Origin of the sequence: Hoeflea algicola, assembly GCF_026619415.1 — a bacterium.
Taxonomy (GTDB): Bacteria; Pseudomonadota; Alphaproteobacteria; order Rhizobiales; family Rhizobiaceae; genus Hoeflea; species Hoeflea algicola.
This window is the reverse complement of record NZ_JAOVZR010000001.1, coordinates 2,205,414-2,220,691: the sequence shown is the minus strand read 5'-3', so window position 1 is coordinate 2,220,691 and position 15,278 is coordinate 2,205,414. Positions and strand designations below refer to the sequence as shown.

At 59.6% G+C, this 15,278-nt stretch carries 11 protein-coding genes; 7 read left to right on the top strand and 4 right to left on the bottom strand.

From position 1 onward, the window contains the following. Window positions 1-108: 108 nt before the first annotated feature. From glmM to serA, 5 genes are all read left to right on the top strand, one after another. Window positions 109-1,461 (top strand): phosphoglucosamine mutase, encoded by a 1,353-nt coding sequence (gene glmM, locus OEG84_RS10890; protein WP_267653778.1) that lies wholly within the window; start codon window positions 109-111, stop codon window positions 1,459-1,461. Window positions 1,462-1,751: 290 nt separating this feature from the next. Next, window positions 1,752-2,606: an outer membrane protein gene (locus tag OEG84_RS10885; RefSeq protein WP_267653777.1), complete on the top strand. Its 855-nt coding sequence runs from the start codon at window positions 1,752-1,754 to the stop codon at window positions 2,604-2,606. Window positions 2,607-2,850: 244 nt separating this feature from the next. After that, entirely contained in the window at window positions 2,851-3,693 is an 843-nt protein-coding gene (locus tag OEG84_RS10880; RefSeq protein WP_267653776.1) for an outer membrane protein, read from the top strand. Window positions 3,694-3,856: 163 nt separating this feature from the next. Beyond that, window positions 3,857-5,032: a phosphoserine transaminase gene (locus OEG84_RS10875; protein ID WP_267653775.1), complete on the top strand. Its 1,176-nt coding sequence runs from the start codon at window positions 3,857-3,859 to the stop codon at window positions 5,030-5,032. Window positions 5,033-5,119: 87 nt separating this feature from the next. Next, window positions 5,120-6,715 (top strand): phosphoglycerate dehydrogenase, encoded by a 1,596-nt coding sequence (serA, locus tag OEG84_RS10870; RefSeq protein ID WP_267653774.1) that lies wholly within the window; start codon window positions 5,120-5,122, stop codon window positions 6,713-6,715. A gap of 54 nt (window positions 6,716-6,769) precedes the next feature. On the opposite strand, the gene OEG84_RS10865 is transcribed toward serA, so the two are convergent. Then, window positions 6,770-7,648: a DMT family transporter gene (locus tag OEG84_RS10865; protein WP_267653773.1), complete on the bottom strand. Its 879-nt coding sequence runs from the start codon at window positions 7,646-7,648 to the stop codon at window positions 6,770-6,772. Between the two features lie 237 nt (window positions 7,649-7,885). Here OEG84_RS10865 and OEG84_RS10860 point away from each other — a divergent pair, with 237 nt between their 5' ends. Both OEG84_RS10860 and OEG84_RS10855 read left to right on the top strand, forming a co-directional pair. Then, window positions 7,886-9,184, top strand: coding sequence for an adenylosuccinate synthase (locus tag OEG84_RS10860; protein ID WP_267653772.1), 1,299 nt, complete (start codon window positions 7,886-7,888; stop codon window positions 9,182-9,184). 53 nt (window positions 9,185-9,237) lie between these two features. Further along, entirely contained in the window at window positions 9,238-10,782 is a 1,545-nt protein-coding gene (locus tag OEG84_RS10855; protein WP_267653771.1) for a hypothetical protein, read from the top strand. A 229-nt stretch (window positions 10,783-11,011) separates the two neighbouring features. Here the strand turns inward: OEG84_RS10855 and OEG84_RS10850 are convergent, their stop codons facing one another. The 3 genes from OEG84_RS10850 to OEG84_RS10840 all read right to left on the bottom strand — a co-directional run bounded on the left by OEG84_RS10850 (window position 11,012) and on the right by OEG84_RS10840 (window position 14,351). Next, window positions 11,012-12,073, bottom strand: a complete 1,062-nt coding sequence (locus OEG84_RS10850) for an aminopeptidase (RefSeq protein ID WP_267653770.1) — start codon at window positions 12,071-12,073, stop codon at window positions 11,012-11,014. 210 nt (window positions 12,074-12,283) lie between these two features. After that, window positions 12,284-13,180, bottom strand: coding sequence for a hypothetical protein (locus OEG84_RS10845; protein WP_267653769.1), 897 nt, complete (start codon window positions 13,178-13,180; stop codon window positions 12,284-12,286). Next, a complete protein-coding gene (locus OEG84_RS10840; protein ID WP_267653768.1) occupies window positions 13,173-14,351 on the bottom strand; it encodes a Shedu immune nuclease family protein in 1,179 nt (392 codons plus the stop codon). Before OEG84_RS10840 ends, OEG84_RS10845 begins: the two co-directional genes overlap by 8 nt. Between the last annotated feature and the right edge of the window lie 927 nt (window positions 14,352-15,278).

Here is a 15,278-nt window from a genome sequence, read left to right as displayed (position 1 = left end):
GTTATTTTTTACGTGGTGAAACTATTTGTAACAAATTTTGATTGTATTTATGATCAAATCTGTTGGATCAATATAGTAAGTATCTGGTTGGTATGAGTCGGGGGCTCCATGAGTAGACGGTATTTTGGCACCGACGGAATTCGCGGGCAGGCCAACAAGGCGCCCATGACCCCAGATCTGGCGATGCGTGTTGGCGTTGCTGTAGGAAACCTGTTTCGCCGTGGCGATCACCGACATCGGGTGGTGATCGGCAAGGACACCCGCCTTTCAGGCTACATGATTGAAAACGCTTTGGTCGCCGGCTTTACCGCGGCTGGCCTTGATGTGTTTCTGCTTGGTCCGATCCCGACACCGGCCGTTGCCATGCTGACGCGCTCCTTGCGCGCTGATATCGGCGTGATGATTTCCGCGTCTCACAATCCTTATCAGGACAATGGCATCAAGCTGTTCGGACCCGACGGCTTCAAGCTTTCCGATGAGATCGAGCATCGCATCGAGGAGCTGATGGATGACAACATCCAGCTTCAGCTCGCGCGTCCGGATGCTATTGGCCGGGCCAAGCGCGTCGATGGCGTTCACGATCGCTACATAGAATTCGCCAAGCGGACCCTGCCCAAGGACATCACCCTGTCGGGTATGCGGGTAGTGATCGATTGCGCCAATGGTGCCGGCTACAAGGTGGCGCCGGCGGCGCTGTGGGAACTGGGCGCTGAAGTGGTGGCGATTGGCGAGGAGCCGAACGGCACCAACATCAATCTCAATTGCGGCTCGACCCATCCGCTGGCACTCTCACGCAAGGTCAACGAAGTGCGGGCCGATGTCGGCATTGCACTTGATGGCGACGCAGACCGGGTGCTCATTGTCGATGAAACCGGCGCGGTGATCGATGGCGACCAGCTGATGGCGCTGATCGGCGAATCCTGGGCCGCCGACCAGAGCTTGCGCGGCGAGGGTATCGTCGCGACTGTGATGTCCAATCTCGGGCTGGAGCGCTTTCTCGGCGGGATCGGGCTTTCGCTTGCTCGCACCCAGGTGGGCGACCGCTATGTGGTCGAGCACATGCGCAAACACAATTTCAATGTCGGCGGCGAGCAATCGGGCCACATCGTGCTTTCCGATTTCGCCACTACCGGTGATGGCCTGGTCGCGGCACTGCAGGTGATGGCCTGCGTCCAGCGCATGGGCAGGCCGGTATCGGAAGTCTGCCGCAGGTTCGACCCGGTGCCGCAGGTTCTCAAGAACGTGCGCTATTCAGGCGGCAAGCCGCTCAACGACAGCCATGTCAAAAGCGCGATTGCCGATGCTGAAGCTTCGCTCGGCAACGGGGGAAGGCTGGTCATCCGTCCGTCCGGCACCGAACCCCTGATACGGGTCATGGCCGAAGGCGATGATCGGGGTCAGATCGAGACGATTGTCGATGACCTGATCAACGTGATCTCCGGTGCGCGCGACGCCGCCTGACAATTCTTTCAGAATTCTGCCGTTCGGTGATGAACCGTTCGGCCATATCCAAACCCGGTCGGGCTGAACAACTTGGTCGGGTTTTTGTTTTTCCGCCGCCAATTGAAGCGTGATGAGACCGTCCCTGAAACGGGCAACATGCAATCACAACTCCCTCAAAAAGCTGGTTTCGTGGTAAAGAGACGTGGTTAAGTGGCTTTTAACTTTTTCGCTCCATTATCCGGGTTGAACCAAACAGCGTGAAGTCTCCAAAACCGGCGGCCGCGCATGTCTCGACGATGGAGTCTACCATGAGAAAGATTTTCCTGGCTGGAGCGGCCGTTATGCTTGCCGGTGCTGGGTCGGCCGGAGCAGCCGATGTTCTGCCCGCGCCGATTGTTGATGCACCCTACTACGAGGCTCCGATAGCGCAGCCGGTCGAGTCAGCCAGCGGATGGTACCTGCGCGGCGATGTCGGCTATGCTTGGAACCGCAGCAGCGGCACCGATTTCTTCCAGGGCCCTCTGGTTGCCGGCTATACGTCCTTTACCAGTTCAACTTTGCGCGGATCCTACACGGTCGGCGGCGGTGTCGGTTATCAGGCGACGAAATATCTTCGCGGTGATGTGACGGCTGATTACTTCGATGACGCCAAGTTTCGCGGCTCCACCAGAGGTAGCTGCGGCGTGGCCGGCGCTTGTACGTCCACTGACCTCTCGTTGGTCAGCGGCATAAGCCTGCTGGCTAACGCCTATGTCGACTTCTACAAGCGCGGCCGGTTCACGCTTTACGGCGGTGCCGGTCTCGGCGGCTCCTATGTCTCCTGGAGTGGTTTGAGGAATACTTCCTGTGCTGACGGCAACCCGGCGCTTTGCGACCCGTCTGTCAACCACGGCGGCGAAAAGTCCTGGCGCTTCACCTATGCCCTCATGGCCGGCGCCTCGGTTGATGTGACCTGCAACGTGAAGGCTGATGTCGGTTACCGCTATCGCCATATCAGTGGCGGCCGGATGTTCGGCTTCCCGGCCGGAGCGGGAACCCAGGGTTATGACCGCGGTTTCGATTCCCATGAAGTCCGTGGCGGCCTTCGCTACAGCTTCGGCGGCTGCGCTGAGGAAGAAGTTTACATCGAGCCGGCTCCGGTCATGCCGGCGGTCTACAAGTAAGACTTCCCACTCGCCAATCAGGCCTTGTCAATATCAACCGCCCGGTCAATCGCCGGGCGGTTTTTCGCTGCAGCGAGGGTGGGTCGGCAGGGCCGATCCTGGACCAAACCTGCACAATTATACGGTTAACAGACGTGCTTAACAAACGTGCTTAACCGGGACTTAACCTGTCACCGCCATAGTGATCTTCACACGCATTCGGCCACTCTATCGCTGGCCCGGAGCCATTGAAGGGAAAACAGTCATGTTGACGCGAATAGCTGTAACCTCGTGCATTGCGGTTCTGGGACTGGCAGTGCCCACGCAAGCAGCCGATCTTGACGACATCATTTATGCACCGGATCTGCCGGTAACCCAGCCGGTCGAAATTGGCACCGGATGGTATCTGCGTGGCGATCTTGGTTACTCGGCACGCACGCGCGGTGCTGCCACCAACTATTCGGTCTTCAACGTCGGTCCGCCCGCGGCCTATGCCGGCGAGCAGTTTGATACCTCATCTCTCGACAGTAACTGGTCGGGTTCGATCGGTATGGGGTACAGCTTCACGGATTATCTGCGTGCCGACCTTACCTTCGACTACGCGGAGGGCAAATTCGACGGAACCACCAGTTCGCTGCTGAGTTGCGCTGGTGTGGTGGGCGGTCAGTGCGCCAGCATCGACACCCAGGACTTTGAACAATATGGCTTCATGGCCAACGCCTATGTCGATCTCGGCACCTATTCAGGCTTCACACCCTATGTTGGCGCGGGCGCCGGTATCGCCCGGGTGACCTGGGGTGCGCTTACCAATGACCAGCGCTGCGTTTCAGTCGTCGGCAATGTTTGCGGTGCCGGCGTTGCGGTCGACAGCACCCATGCCGGTGAGGAGACCTGGCGCTTTACCTACGCGCTTATGGCTGGCTTTTCCTACGACATTACCAAGGATCTCAAGCTCGATCTGGGTTACCGCTATTCCAAGGTGGATGGCGGCGCACAGTTCAGCTATGACGCCGTAACGGCGGCTGCCGGCGCGGTGGGCGTCCAGTCCTATGACAACGGCATTGAAAAGCACGAAATCCGGGCGGGCCTGCGCTACGCACTTTGGTAGGCGACAGCAGACAATCGTCATTGAGCAGAAAGGGCGGAAATTCTCCGCCTTTTTTTGTGCGCGCGACTGCAGGATCGCGCTTGACTTCAATTTTGCAGAAGTCTAATCCGGTCAGTGGGCCACCCCTCCCCAACGAGGGGCCACTATCTGGAAGGATAGCTTTATGACGACTGCTCCCAAGCCGGACCTGCGTCCGGCAAATCCCCGTTTTTCTTCTGGTCCTTGCGCGAAGCGTCCCGGGTGGACGCCCGAAGCGCTCATTGATGCAGCGCTGGGCCGTTCGCATCGGGCCAAGATCGGCAAATCCAAACTCAAGCAGGCCATCGAGCTTACGCGCAGCGTTCTCAAGGTGCCTGACGACTATCGCATCGGCATCGTTCCTGCTTCGGACACGGGTGCGGTGGAGATGGCCATGTGGTCTATGCTCGGTGCCCGCGGTGTCGACATGGTCGCCTGGGAAAGTTTCGGCGAAGGCTGGATTACCGATGTGGCCAAGCAACTCAAGCTCGACGGATTTCGCAAGATTACCGCACCCTATGGTGAATTGCCGGATCTGGCACAGATCGATTTTGACCGCGACGTGGTGTTCACCTGGAATGGCACGACATCCGGCGTGCGAGTTCCCAACGCCGATTTCATCCCCGCCGACCGCGCCGGTTTGACGATTTGCGATGCCACTTCGGCGGCCTTTGCGCAGGATCTCGATTTCGCCAAACTCGATGTGGTGACATTTTCCTGGCAGAAAGTGCTCGGCGGAGAGGGCGGCCATGGCGTGCTGATCCTGTCGCCGCGTGCCGTCGAGCGGCTGGAAAGTTACCAGCCGGCCTGGCCGTTGCCGAAAGTCTTTCGCATGACCAAGGGCGGCAAGCTGATCGAGGGCATCTTCGTCGGCGAAACCATCAACACGCCGTCGATGCTGTGCGTCGAGGATTACCTGGACGCGCTAACCTGGGCAGAGAAGCTTGGCGGCCTTGACGGGCTGATGGCTCGCGCCGATGCCAATGCCAATGTCTTGCATCGGTTTGTTGCCGACAATGACTGGATTGCCAATCTTGCCAAGGTTGATGAGACGCGCTCCAACACCTCGGTCTGTCTGGTGATTGCGGATCCGGAGATAACGGCACTGCCTGCCGACGCGCAGGCAGCCTTCGCCAAGGCGATGGTCGGACGGCTCGACAAGGAAGGCGTGGCGCTGGATATTGGCGCCTACCGTGACGCCCCCGCGGGCTTGCGGATCTGGTGCGGCGCAACGGTGGAAACCTCCGATCTGGAGGCGCTGACGCCGTGGCTCTCATGGGCCTTCGCACAGGAAAAAGCCGCGCTCAAGCAAGCGGCCTGATTTTCAGTTGCGCCGACCGCGCTGTCGCCGAGACGGCGCGGTCCTGCTCCCAATTCATCGAAATACTATCAAGCAATGGAGGCCATCATGGCGCCCCGCGTACTCGTATCCGACAAACTCTCCCCCACCGCTGTGCAGATTTTCAAAGACCGCGGTGTCGAGGTGGATTACCTTCCCGAAATCGGCAAGGACAAGGAAAAGCTGCTCGAGATCATCGGCAAGTATGATGGCCTGGCCATCCGCTCTGCCACCAAGGCGACGGAAAAAATGATTGCCGCCGCAACCAATCTGAAAGTGATCGGACGGGCCGGCATCGGTGTCGATAATGTCGACATTCCGGCTGCATCGCGCCGCGGTATCATCGTCATGAACACGCCGTTCGGCAACTCGATCACTACAGCTGAACACGCGATTGCCCTGTTGTTCGCAGTCGCCCGCCAGCTTCCGGCGGCCGATGCTTCGACCCAGGCCGGCAAGTGGGAGAAATCGAAGTTCATGGGCGTGGAGATCACCGGCAAGACGCTTGGCGTCATCGGCGCGGGCAATATCGGCTCGATCGTCTGCGCGCGTGCCATCGGTCTGAAAATGCGTGTCGTTGCCTATGATCCGTTCCTTTCGAAAGAACGTGCCGGGGAAATGGGTGTGGAGAAGGTTGAGCTCGACGAGTTGCTGGCTCAGGCAGATTTCATCACGCTGCACGTGCCGATGACCGACAAGACCCGTGGCATCCTCGACGCCGAGGCGCTGGCCAAGACCAAGAAGGGCGTCCGCATCATCAATTGCGCGCGCGGTGGTCTGGTTGTTGAGGCCGATCTCGCCGAAGCGCTCAAATCCGGCCAGGTTGCCGGTGCCGGTTTCGATGTGTTTGAAGTCGAACCCGCCACCGACAGCCCGCTGTTCGGGTTGCCCAATGTGGTTTGCACGCCGCATCTGGGCGCGTCCACCACCGAAGCACAGGAAAATGTCGCTCTGCAGGTAGCCGAGCAGATGTCGGATTATCTGGTTCGCGGCGCTGTTTCCAACGCCATCAACATGCCCTCGATCACGGCAGAAGAAGCGCCAATTCTGAAGCCGTTCATCCGTCTTGCCGATGTGCTGGGGTCGTTCGCGGGCCAGGTTACCGAGAGCCCGATCAAGCAGATCGAGATCCTCTATGACGGGGCGACGGCATCAATGAATACCAAGGCGCTGAGCAGCGCGCTGCTGGCCGGCCTGATCCGCAACCAGGTGGCCGACGTCAACATGGTTTCGGCGCCGATCATGATCAAGGAAAAGGGCGTCGTCCTGTCCGAGGTCAAGCGCGACAAGACCGGCGTCTATGATGGCTACATCAAGCTGACGGTGACAACCGAGCGTCAGAGCCGCTCGGTGGCAGGTACCGTGTTCTCGGATGGCAAGCCGCGGTTTATCCAGATCAAGGGGATCAACATGGATGCCGATGTCGGCGCCCACATGATCTACATCGCCAATACCGATGTGCCCGGCATGATCGGCTTCATGGGTTCGACGCTCGGCGATGCCAACGTCAATATCGCCAATTTCCAACTCGGTCGGGAAAAGGAAAACGGTGATGCGATAGCACTTCTCTATGTCGACAAGCTGGTTGAACAGGATGTGCTCGACAAGCTGACCGCCCATGCGGCCATCAAGCAGGCCAAGCCGCTGGTCTTCAACATCGATTAAGAACCGCTACATGTCGAAGAAGCGGCCCCTGGCGTTTACCACGCCGGGGGCTTTTCATTTCTTGTAGTGTTCGGCCAGCCAGATTCCTCCCAGCACCAGTGTCAACGCGATCACATGATAGACGTGCAGGACCTCGCCAAGAATCAGCACCGACAACAGCGTGCCGAAGATTGGTACCAGGTTGATGAAAATCCCGGCCCGGTTCGATCCGATGATCTCGTTGCCCCTGACGAACAGTACTTGCGAGATCAGCGAGGGGAACACGGCGGTGTAGACGGCCAGCATGAAGCCGCGGGTGTCGGGCCAGATGAACGTGTCCTGGGTTGCCTCCCAGGCCGCAAATGGCAGCGAGGTGAGAAATGCCGCCGCCGCCATCACCGTTATCAGGCTTTGCCAGTGAATTGCCGGCTTGTAGCGAAGCGCCACGGTGTAGCTGCCATAAAGCATCACCGCGACAAGCATCATCGCGTCGCCGCGGTTGAGCTCAAGCCCGATCAACCGCTCGAGGCTGCCGCTTGAGGCGGTAATCACAACGCCGGCAAGCGTGAGCATGAATCCGGCGAATTGGCCGAAGCTGACCTTGATGCGAAACAGGAAGAAATTGGCGAGAAATATCAGCATCGGCATGCCAGCCTGCTCGATCGCCACATTGATGGCCGTGGTGTGGGTGAGCGCGGTATACATCAGGACGTTGAAAAAGGCGAAGCCGAAGATGCCATAGCTGGCCAGCAACGGCAGATGCGCGCGGATCACCCTCATATCGCGCCGCACCTGCGGCAGTGCGAATGTCAGGACAATCGTCAGCGCTATCCCCCAGCGGAACGACGTCAGCAACATCGGCGAGATGTGCCCCACCGCGAGCTTGCCGGCCACGGCGTTGCCGCCCCAGGTGAGAGCGGTGATTGTCAGAAGCAGATAGGCGCGCAAATACACGGCGGGTATCCAGACTTTGAGGGTGGATTTCGGCGCAGCTGAAAGGCCCGCCAGACGGCGTATGGGGAACGTCCATCACTCCCCCACTTCCTGTTTGGCCAGAAGCCGCGAAATTGTCACGCAAAAAAACGTCATTAATGGAGACGAAGGCTCGATTTCGGCGGCCTTAGCCGGTATGCATGCGCGGGTTTTCGTTTTTCTGGCCCCCGGTTGCGGGCCCTATATCAAGAGGATGTCATGGCCAACGTAGTTGTCGTCGGGTCGCAATGGGGTGACGAGGGGAAGGGCAAGATTGTCGACTGGCTTTCCGAGCGGGCCGATGTGGTCGTGCGCTTTCAGGGCGGCCACAATGCCGGCCATACGCTGGTTATCGACGGCATAAGCTACAAGCTTTCGCTGCTGCCCTCGGGTGTCGTGCGTCCGGGCAAGCTGGCTGTTATCGGCAATGGCGTGGTGATCGATCCGCATGCGCTGGTCAGCGAAATCGACCGGTTGGCCAAACAGGGCGTGGTCGTCAATGCGGACAATCTCAGGATCGCCGACAATGCCACACTGATTCTCTCGCTGCACCGCGAACTCGATGCGCTGCGCGAAGATGCGGCGTCGAACTCGGGCACGAAGATTGGCACCACCCGGCGCGGCATTGGCCCGGCCTATGAAGACAAGGTCGGTCGCCGGGCGATCCGGGTGATGGATCTGGCCAACCTCGACACCCTGCCGGCCAAGGTCGACCGGCTCTTGACCCACCACAATGCGTTGCTGCGTGGGCTTGGCCAGCCGGAAATTTCGGTCGAGACAATTCTTGAGGAACTCACAAGCGTTGCCGACCGCATTCTGCCGTTTCGCGAAACGGTCTGGCTGCTGCTCGACAAGGCGCGTCGGCGCGGCTCACGCATCCTGTTCGAAGGCGCCCAGGGCTCGCTTCTCGATGTCGACCACGGCACCTACCCGTTCGTCACCTCGTCAAACACCGTGGCTGGGCAGGCTGCCGCAGGATCCGGGCTTGGGCCGGGGGCGCTGAGCTATGTGCTGGGGATCACCAAGGCCTATACGACGCGGGTCGGCGAGGGGCCGTTCCCGACCGAGCTGAATGACGAAACCGGCCAGTTCCTTGGCGAACGCGGTCATGAATTCGGCACCGTCACCGGCCGCAAGCGTCGCTGCGGCTGGTTCGATGCAGCGCTGGTGCGGCAATCGGTTGCCGTCAACGGCACCACCGGCATCGCACTGACCAAGCTCGATGTGCTCGACGGGCTCAAGCAGCTCAAGATCTGCGTGGGCTACGAGCTCGATGGCGTACGAATTGATCATCTTCCCGCCAGCCAGGGTGCGCAGGAACGGGTAACCCCGATCTACGAGACCATCGATGGCTGGGAAGAGACAACCGTTGGCGCGCGCAGCTGGGCGGATCTGCCGGCGCAGGCGATCAAATATGTGCGGCGGGTCGAAGAGCTCATCGGCGCACCGGTGGCGCTGTTGTCTACTAGTCCTGAGCGGGATGATACGATACTTGTGACTGACCCTTTTGAAGACTAGGTTAGCGCAAACGCGCGCTTTCCGCGCATTGTAGCATCGAACCAAGGTAAACCATGGCGGATTTTGTAGCAGTCATCCGGAAGGCGGTCGATAACCTGCCTGACAATACACCGGAGAACCGAACCAAGGTCTATGGCAAGGCGCGGGCTGCAATCCGCCGTCAACTCGAAGCCATCAACCCGCCACCCGCTGAAGAGGTGATTGCCCGCCAGCTCGACAAGCTCGACATGGCGATCGAGGAGGTTGAAAGCGAGCACACCGAAGCGCTTCCGGCCGATATCGATGAAACCGACGCCTTGATGGCGGAGCTGGAATCGATGGTCGAGAAGAGCCCCGTGCTCGCCGATCCGATTCCGGAACCTGAGCCGGAGCCTGAACCTGCCGCGACCCCGGTCCTGGGGTCGTCGGTCTCTGCAACGCCGGAACCGGTTGACGCCGATGCCGCTGTCCCGCCCTTGGCACACGGCACCGGGTCACGCCCGTCCGAGCTGGTCGGCCGCGCCCATGACGAGGCTTTCGGGCTGGCCGAAAAAGCGGTCCAGTCCTCGAGGAATGCGCGCAAGCGGCCTGCATCCGGCGGCAAGGGCGGCATGCTGGCGCTGGTGGTGATCCTGGTGCTCGGCATCGCCGCATTTGCCGGCTGGGCCTACAAGGATACCTTCGTGGCGATGTTTGGTGCGGCCTCGATCGACACCCCGGTGGCGGTTGAAGAGTCCGAGCCGGTGACGGAGACCGCGCCGGTTGCAGCACCAGCTGAACCTGAAACGGCCCCGGCCACCGAGACCGCGCTGGCGGCGCCGGAGGCCGCTGCGCCGGAAACCGAATCCGGTGCCGGCGACAAGTTTACCCAGCGGCTCAATGCCGATGGCACCGAAACCGATGCCGGTCCGGCGCCCGGACCTGCCGCCGATGATACCGTGGAAGGCCGCTCGGTTGCCGAACTGACCGATGATAAGCCTGCCGATGAAGCCGTGGCCGAGGAAACCACTGCCGATGCGGCCGTCGCACCCGAAGAGGCCACGGCCCCGGATTCCCAGCCGCTTGGCGTCGCCCAGAAGATGATCCTGTATGAAGAGCGGCTCGGCGCACAGTCGCTGGAGGTCAAGCAGGGCACGGTTGTCTGGACCCTTGTCAACGAGAAATCCGACGCTGGTCCGGATGAAGCCGTCATTCGTGGCGAGATCAACAATCCCGACAAGGGGCTTTCGGCGATGCTCACCATCAAGCGCAACACCGACCCGTCCTTGCCGGCGAGCCACATCGTCGAAGTGGTTTTCGCCGTGCCTGCGGATTTTGACGGCGGCTCGATCGACCAGTTGCAGCGCATCGCCTTCAAGCAGACCGAGGCCGATCAGGGCAACCCACTGATCGCGGTGCCGGCCAAGATCACTCAGGATTTCTACATGGTGGCGCTCAACGACCTCGATGAAGCGCGCAAGACCAATGAGAGCCTGATGCGCGATCGCAGCTGGATCGATATCCCGCTGGTCTATGCCAATGGCCGGCAGGCGCTGATCACGTTGGAAAAAGGCGCCACCGGCACCGAGGTGTTCAACGAGGCGCTCGACGCCTGGGCCCGCGCCACGCCGCAGAACTGACGGGCGAGATGCCCTCCGATCTCCCCCTTGCGGGGGAGATGTCGGCATGGCCGACAGAGGGGGCGCGGCAATCACAGGAGGCGGGTTTTTGCCCCCTCTGTCACTTCGTGACATCTCCCCCGCAAGGGGGAGATCAGTCGCCGCTGACCACTGCCCATAACGCGACATTTTCAACAGGTTCAATATTCGAGAACGCGAAGGTGGGCGATGCTCTAAGCCTCGGCCCAATTCACTCGCACCTCTTTGCTGCCTCAAGCGCCGCGGCCCTATCTGCCTTGGCTAGCCGGCCCAACCGCCCCACCGCTTTGTAAAACCGTGGATAGTCGCCTGCACACAGCTCGAACAGGCGCACAAAAGCCGGCACCCGGTCATTATAAACCGATGTCGCGGCGATCTTGGCATTGTTGATCGGGGCCTCGACCCAGGCATCGTATCCGCTAAATCCACCCCATTGCTGCTTGCGCATCCGCCGGGTGCGCGTCCTGAGCCGTTCGATCGCGGCTGCCTTCGCGGCGCGTTTCTGCGCAACGCTGCCAGTGCCCTGATAGACGTTGCTCAACTCGGTCCGGGTTTGCGCCACCAGCGCAAGAAACTGGGCATTGCGCTTCAGCCCAGCCTCGTAGCGGCCAAGTCCCGCCGTATCGCCATTCGCGCGCAGCCATGTCTTCACCCCGGTGGTTTCGACAGTCACGGCGAAGGCCTCGTTGAAGGCGGAATCGTCATCGACATAAACGCGCTGGTGGGCCAGTTCATGAAACACCAGGCCCGCGAGATAGGTTTCATCCTGGCGCAGCATGGTCGACAGCAGCGGATCACTTGACCAGCCCAGCGTCGAATAGGCGGTGACGCCCGAGACATGGACGTCAAAACCCTGTTGCTGAAGCCCGGCAGCGGTTTTAACCGCAATGTCCTTGAAGAAATATCCCCGATAGGGCACGCAGCCGAACACCGGAAAACACCAGACCTGCGGCATGAGCGAAAATTCGGGTGCTGCAAACACCGCCCAGGTTACATAGTCCCGGCCAATATCGACGTAAGAGCGGTAGCTCGCATTGTCGGGCAGGTCGAGTTTGTCGGTAGCAAACTGCCTGATGGCGCGCGCCGAGGCCATGCGCGCGCGCAAGCCCTCGGGCGTCGACGCATCGTCGATCAGCCTGGCGACCGGCTGGCGCGCCGTCATGATCTCGACATGCCCCTTCAGCGACTGCGCATAATAGGAAACCCCGATGCACCCGCTCAGGCCGGACACCAGTCCAAACGCAAAGATCACTCGAAAGAAGATGCGCTTCACGGTCTGCCCACTCGATTGCCCACATGTCCGCCGGAGCACAGGAAAAGATGGCTTTTGAAAGAGGCCTGAGTGGTAAAGCGGCGGGCGGGTTTGGGCAAGGCTGGGAAAGGCTCTCGTTCTCCGCGAGATTGGAATGATGTTGGTCATTATCCTGGGCTGAATTGTCTGAGATCTGCTTCAATCAGTTCTCTCTGGCACGTCTATCTGAAGTTAGTAATAGTCTTGCCCGTCGTATCCTACCTCGGCCCAGAAATTGGCTTCCCGCTGCTCCTTTAGTTCTTCCAAAGACACTTCCTGCCTTTTAAAATCGAGTCGATACATCGGCAACTGCCAGCTATGCCGCAAATGCCCGACGTGATCGTTCGTTGCGTTTTCGGAAATGAGGTTCTCACCTTCCAGGGACTTGAGCATATTGTAGGCTAGCTCTGAGCTTTGCCCTGACGTTTCCTCTCCCGAGAAATCGACTTCGGCCCATGCCGAGGAGACGAGGTCGAGACCTTTTCGGGTGAAGGCGCCTACAGTCTGGAGGGCCTCACAGGTCTTCCATGGGGTTGGATACTGCGGGAACGTTAGGCTTTCCGGGTCATCATAGCTGGGTTCGCTCCAAATTGGGTCCCCTTCTTCGTATGTGATGATGTCGGCGTATAGAAGGGTCTCTCTGGTCGATGTAGCCGAGTTCGGCAGGATGTACTCGCCGTTGTAACCCTCCAGATAATGGGAGCGGCGTTCATTGTTTACGTATGTACGGAGTTCGTTCAGGTCCATCGGCCGCCAGTGCTGGGCTTCGATGTACAGCAACCTCGCGAGGTGGTCGTAGAACAGCCTCATCATTGGTCCAATGAGCGAAGGCCTGATCTTGGGTGGGCACCTGACGATGTCCATGAGGATTAGTATCTTTGCTGCCTCCTCCAGAGCGTGACCTTCAAGTATCTTGGAAGCTCTGGAGTGACCCGGTAAAGCAATAGCGGCATTGAGCAGGTCGGTGGCACTTTTCATCAGGATCGGCAGCCCCTCGGCGATCAGGTCGAGTTGCTTGTCCGGGGTCATGTTCGCGATCACGCGGCCGCGTTTCATGCCTATATCGCTGGATTTTTGTGCTTCAGGCATGGTTGGCGTCTGTTGTTCCCTGATCTGCCTCAACGATCATCCGCGCCCTTTGGTAGAGTTCATCGAATGTGACCACCTCCGGCCGCAAAAGATTCCGGCGAAAGAGTTCGAACGAACGGAACTTTCGGTCATTGACCCCGGGGGCTGTCTGAAACTCCGAAAGGCAGCCGCATATGACATATGAGCGCGGTTCGGTGGTGAATAGGATTTCTCCCGTCGGGGTACCGTCGACGGCATACACAGTTTCCTGCGAGTGCCATTGGTCTAATGCCGACGCCACGGTTCCCTGTATCTGGGCGACGGCCCCCGACAGTTCTTTGGACGGTTGCCAGATACCGGACCGATACTGGTCATCGGTGACAAGAGCTGTGTCGTGTCGCTTAATCTCCACAAAGCAAGTCGTCGATACGACTGCATTTGATCGGAGCAGCGCATCGACGCGCTTACCTGGACCGGTGACCGAAAACCCTCGAACGACCTGTTCCATCTTGCGGTTGTCGAGCGGACCGAAGTGGATCAGCGACAGGCTGGTGCCGAAAATCCATGCATTGCGCTCGAAGAACTTCTGCCACACACCCTCCGGCGTAAGGCCTCGGTGCTCCCGCGTGGCCTGAAAGAAGGCTTGCTCCGTCAGAAGACGTTCGAATGTGCGGAGCTCACGTTTGCGATAGCCTAGCGCGATGACGTCTTCGGTCGTGATCTCGTTGCGGGCCAGTTCTGCGAGTAGCGGTTGGTTGTCGGCTGCCAATCGCTTCATCTGGGCCGGGCTGAGCAGCAACTGCTCAAGATCCGCGTCCGAGATGTTAATCTTACCTTCGTCGGGGAAATTAATTCGCTTAATGTCTGTCAGGAACTTGAGCAGTCGGGTGATTTCGTTGGGCCGAAATGTAAAGTATTCCTTGGCTCCGGTCTTCGTGAACTTCTGGATGGTGAGCGTCTGGATACCGCGGCTGGCCTCAAAGAAGGTTGCCTTGATCTGGAAGCGCCCGGCGGGCGTTTCTCGAAGCACGATCTCGTCCTTGACCAGCCCGAATTCGTGGCCGCCCGGATTGTCGATAACCTTGTTCGCAATCCGGACCTTCTCGCCCACAAAGCCTTTAAAAACCGGGCTGACGTAGGTCTTGTCGGTCCTCATGTGAAGATGGATTTCTTGCTCGCTGACATCGTCCATGCATGACTCCCTAGGTTGCGTATCATAGCAGGGTTCAATCGATAAGACAGCGGTCTGTCGTTAACTCCTAATCGGTGTGTGCTGGTTATTTGTTCCTATTGCGCCAGAGCCACATTGCATGAAAGACAGTAGCCATTCATTTTCGACGCAACAAGCACTCACCCCATCCAAAAAATCCCACCATTTTTTCCACACCCTTTGCCCCCGTGCCACACTCATCCGACCTTCCGTTCCAAGCGGATGGCCGGGGCTGACGGAGCCTTGGCCGGCGGGAGGCGGTGAGTTCTGGCGTACGGGCACCGTACCTGCGGGCCAGAAACTCGGCGATTGGGAACATTCCGGCAAAAAAGCCGGAACCGGAGACCTGCTGGTCCGCGCCAGCACCGGCGGCGTCGAAAGACGCTGGTCCTGACAAGGCCTGATCAGGCTGGACGGTATTGAGGCCGGGAGCAGATCGGGAGTGGGCGGGTTCGGTTGGCGGTTCAGCCGAACGAGACGAAACCGTCCGGGACTGTGTCGACCTGATCGCGGGGAGGAGCCCCATGTGCGCCCGGAAGGCGCATGTGTCCCTCACCGGTGGGGCGCGGCTGACTGCGCCAAGCCACATACTCCATAGCACCACGGGCCATTCGCCCGCGCCCCACAAGTCCGGATTGTTTTTGCCGGACCAGCACATACCCCAGGCCGTCGGCGAGTTATGTTTCGCGCGCGGGGTTTTGGTGTGGATGGTGGGCTGGCGGGACAGGACATACATGCCGCGACGCATTGCGGGCGCGATCACTCCACACCGTCTTACCGGACTTGATCCGGTATCCAGCACGTCCAAGTCCTTGGGCGGAAAGAGTCCTTTGACCCGGCAGACGCCGGGTCGCTGGATGCCGGATCAAGTCCGGCACACGGATGATCGGAATGGCGCCTTGGAGACCG

Excerpts from the sequence above, each read along its gene's own strand:
- glmM (WP_267653778.1), top strand. The coding sequence starts at position 109 with ATGAGTAGACGGTATTTTGGCACCGACGGAATTCGCGGGCAGGCCAAC.
- OEG84_RS10885 (WP_267653777.1), top strand. The coding sequence starts at position 1,752 with ATGAGAAAGATTTTCCTGGCTGGAGCGGCCGTTATGCTTGCCGGTGCT.
- OEG84_RS10880 (WP_267653776.1), top strand. The coding sequence starts at position 2,851 with ATGTTGACGCGAATAGCTGTAACCTCGTGCATTGCGGTTCTGGGACTG.
- OEG84_RS10875 (WP_267653775.1), top strand. The coding sequence starts at position 3,857 with ATGACGACTGCTCCCAAGCCGGACCTGCGTCCGGCAAATCCCCGTTTT.
- serA (WP_267653774.1), top strand. The coding sequence starts at position 5,120 with ATGGCGCCCCGCGTACTCGTATCCGACAAACTCTCCCCCACCGCTGTG.
- OEG84_RS10860 (WP_267653772.1), top strand. The coding sequence starts at position 7,886 with ATGGCCAACGTAGTTGTCGTCGGGTCGCAATGGGGTGACGAGGGGAAG.
- OEG84_RS10855 (WP_267653771.1), top strand. The coding sequence starts at position 9,238 with ATGGCGGATTTTGTAGCAGTCATCCGGAAGGCGGTCGATAACCTGCCT.
- OEG84_RS10845 (WP_267653769.1), bottom strand. The coding sequence starts at position 13,180 with ATGCCTGAAGCACAAAAATCCAGCGATATAGGCATGAAACGCGGCCGC.
- OEG84_RS10840 (WP_267653768.1), bottom strand. The coding sequence starts at position 14,351 with ATGGACGATGTCAGCGAGCAAGAAATCCATCTTCACATGAGGACCGAC.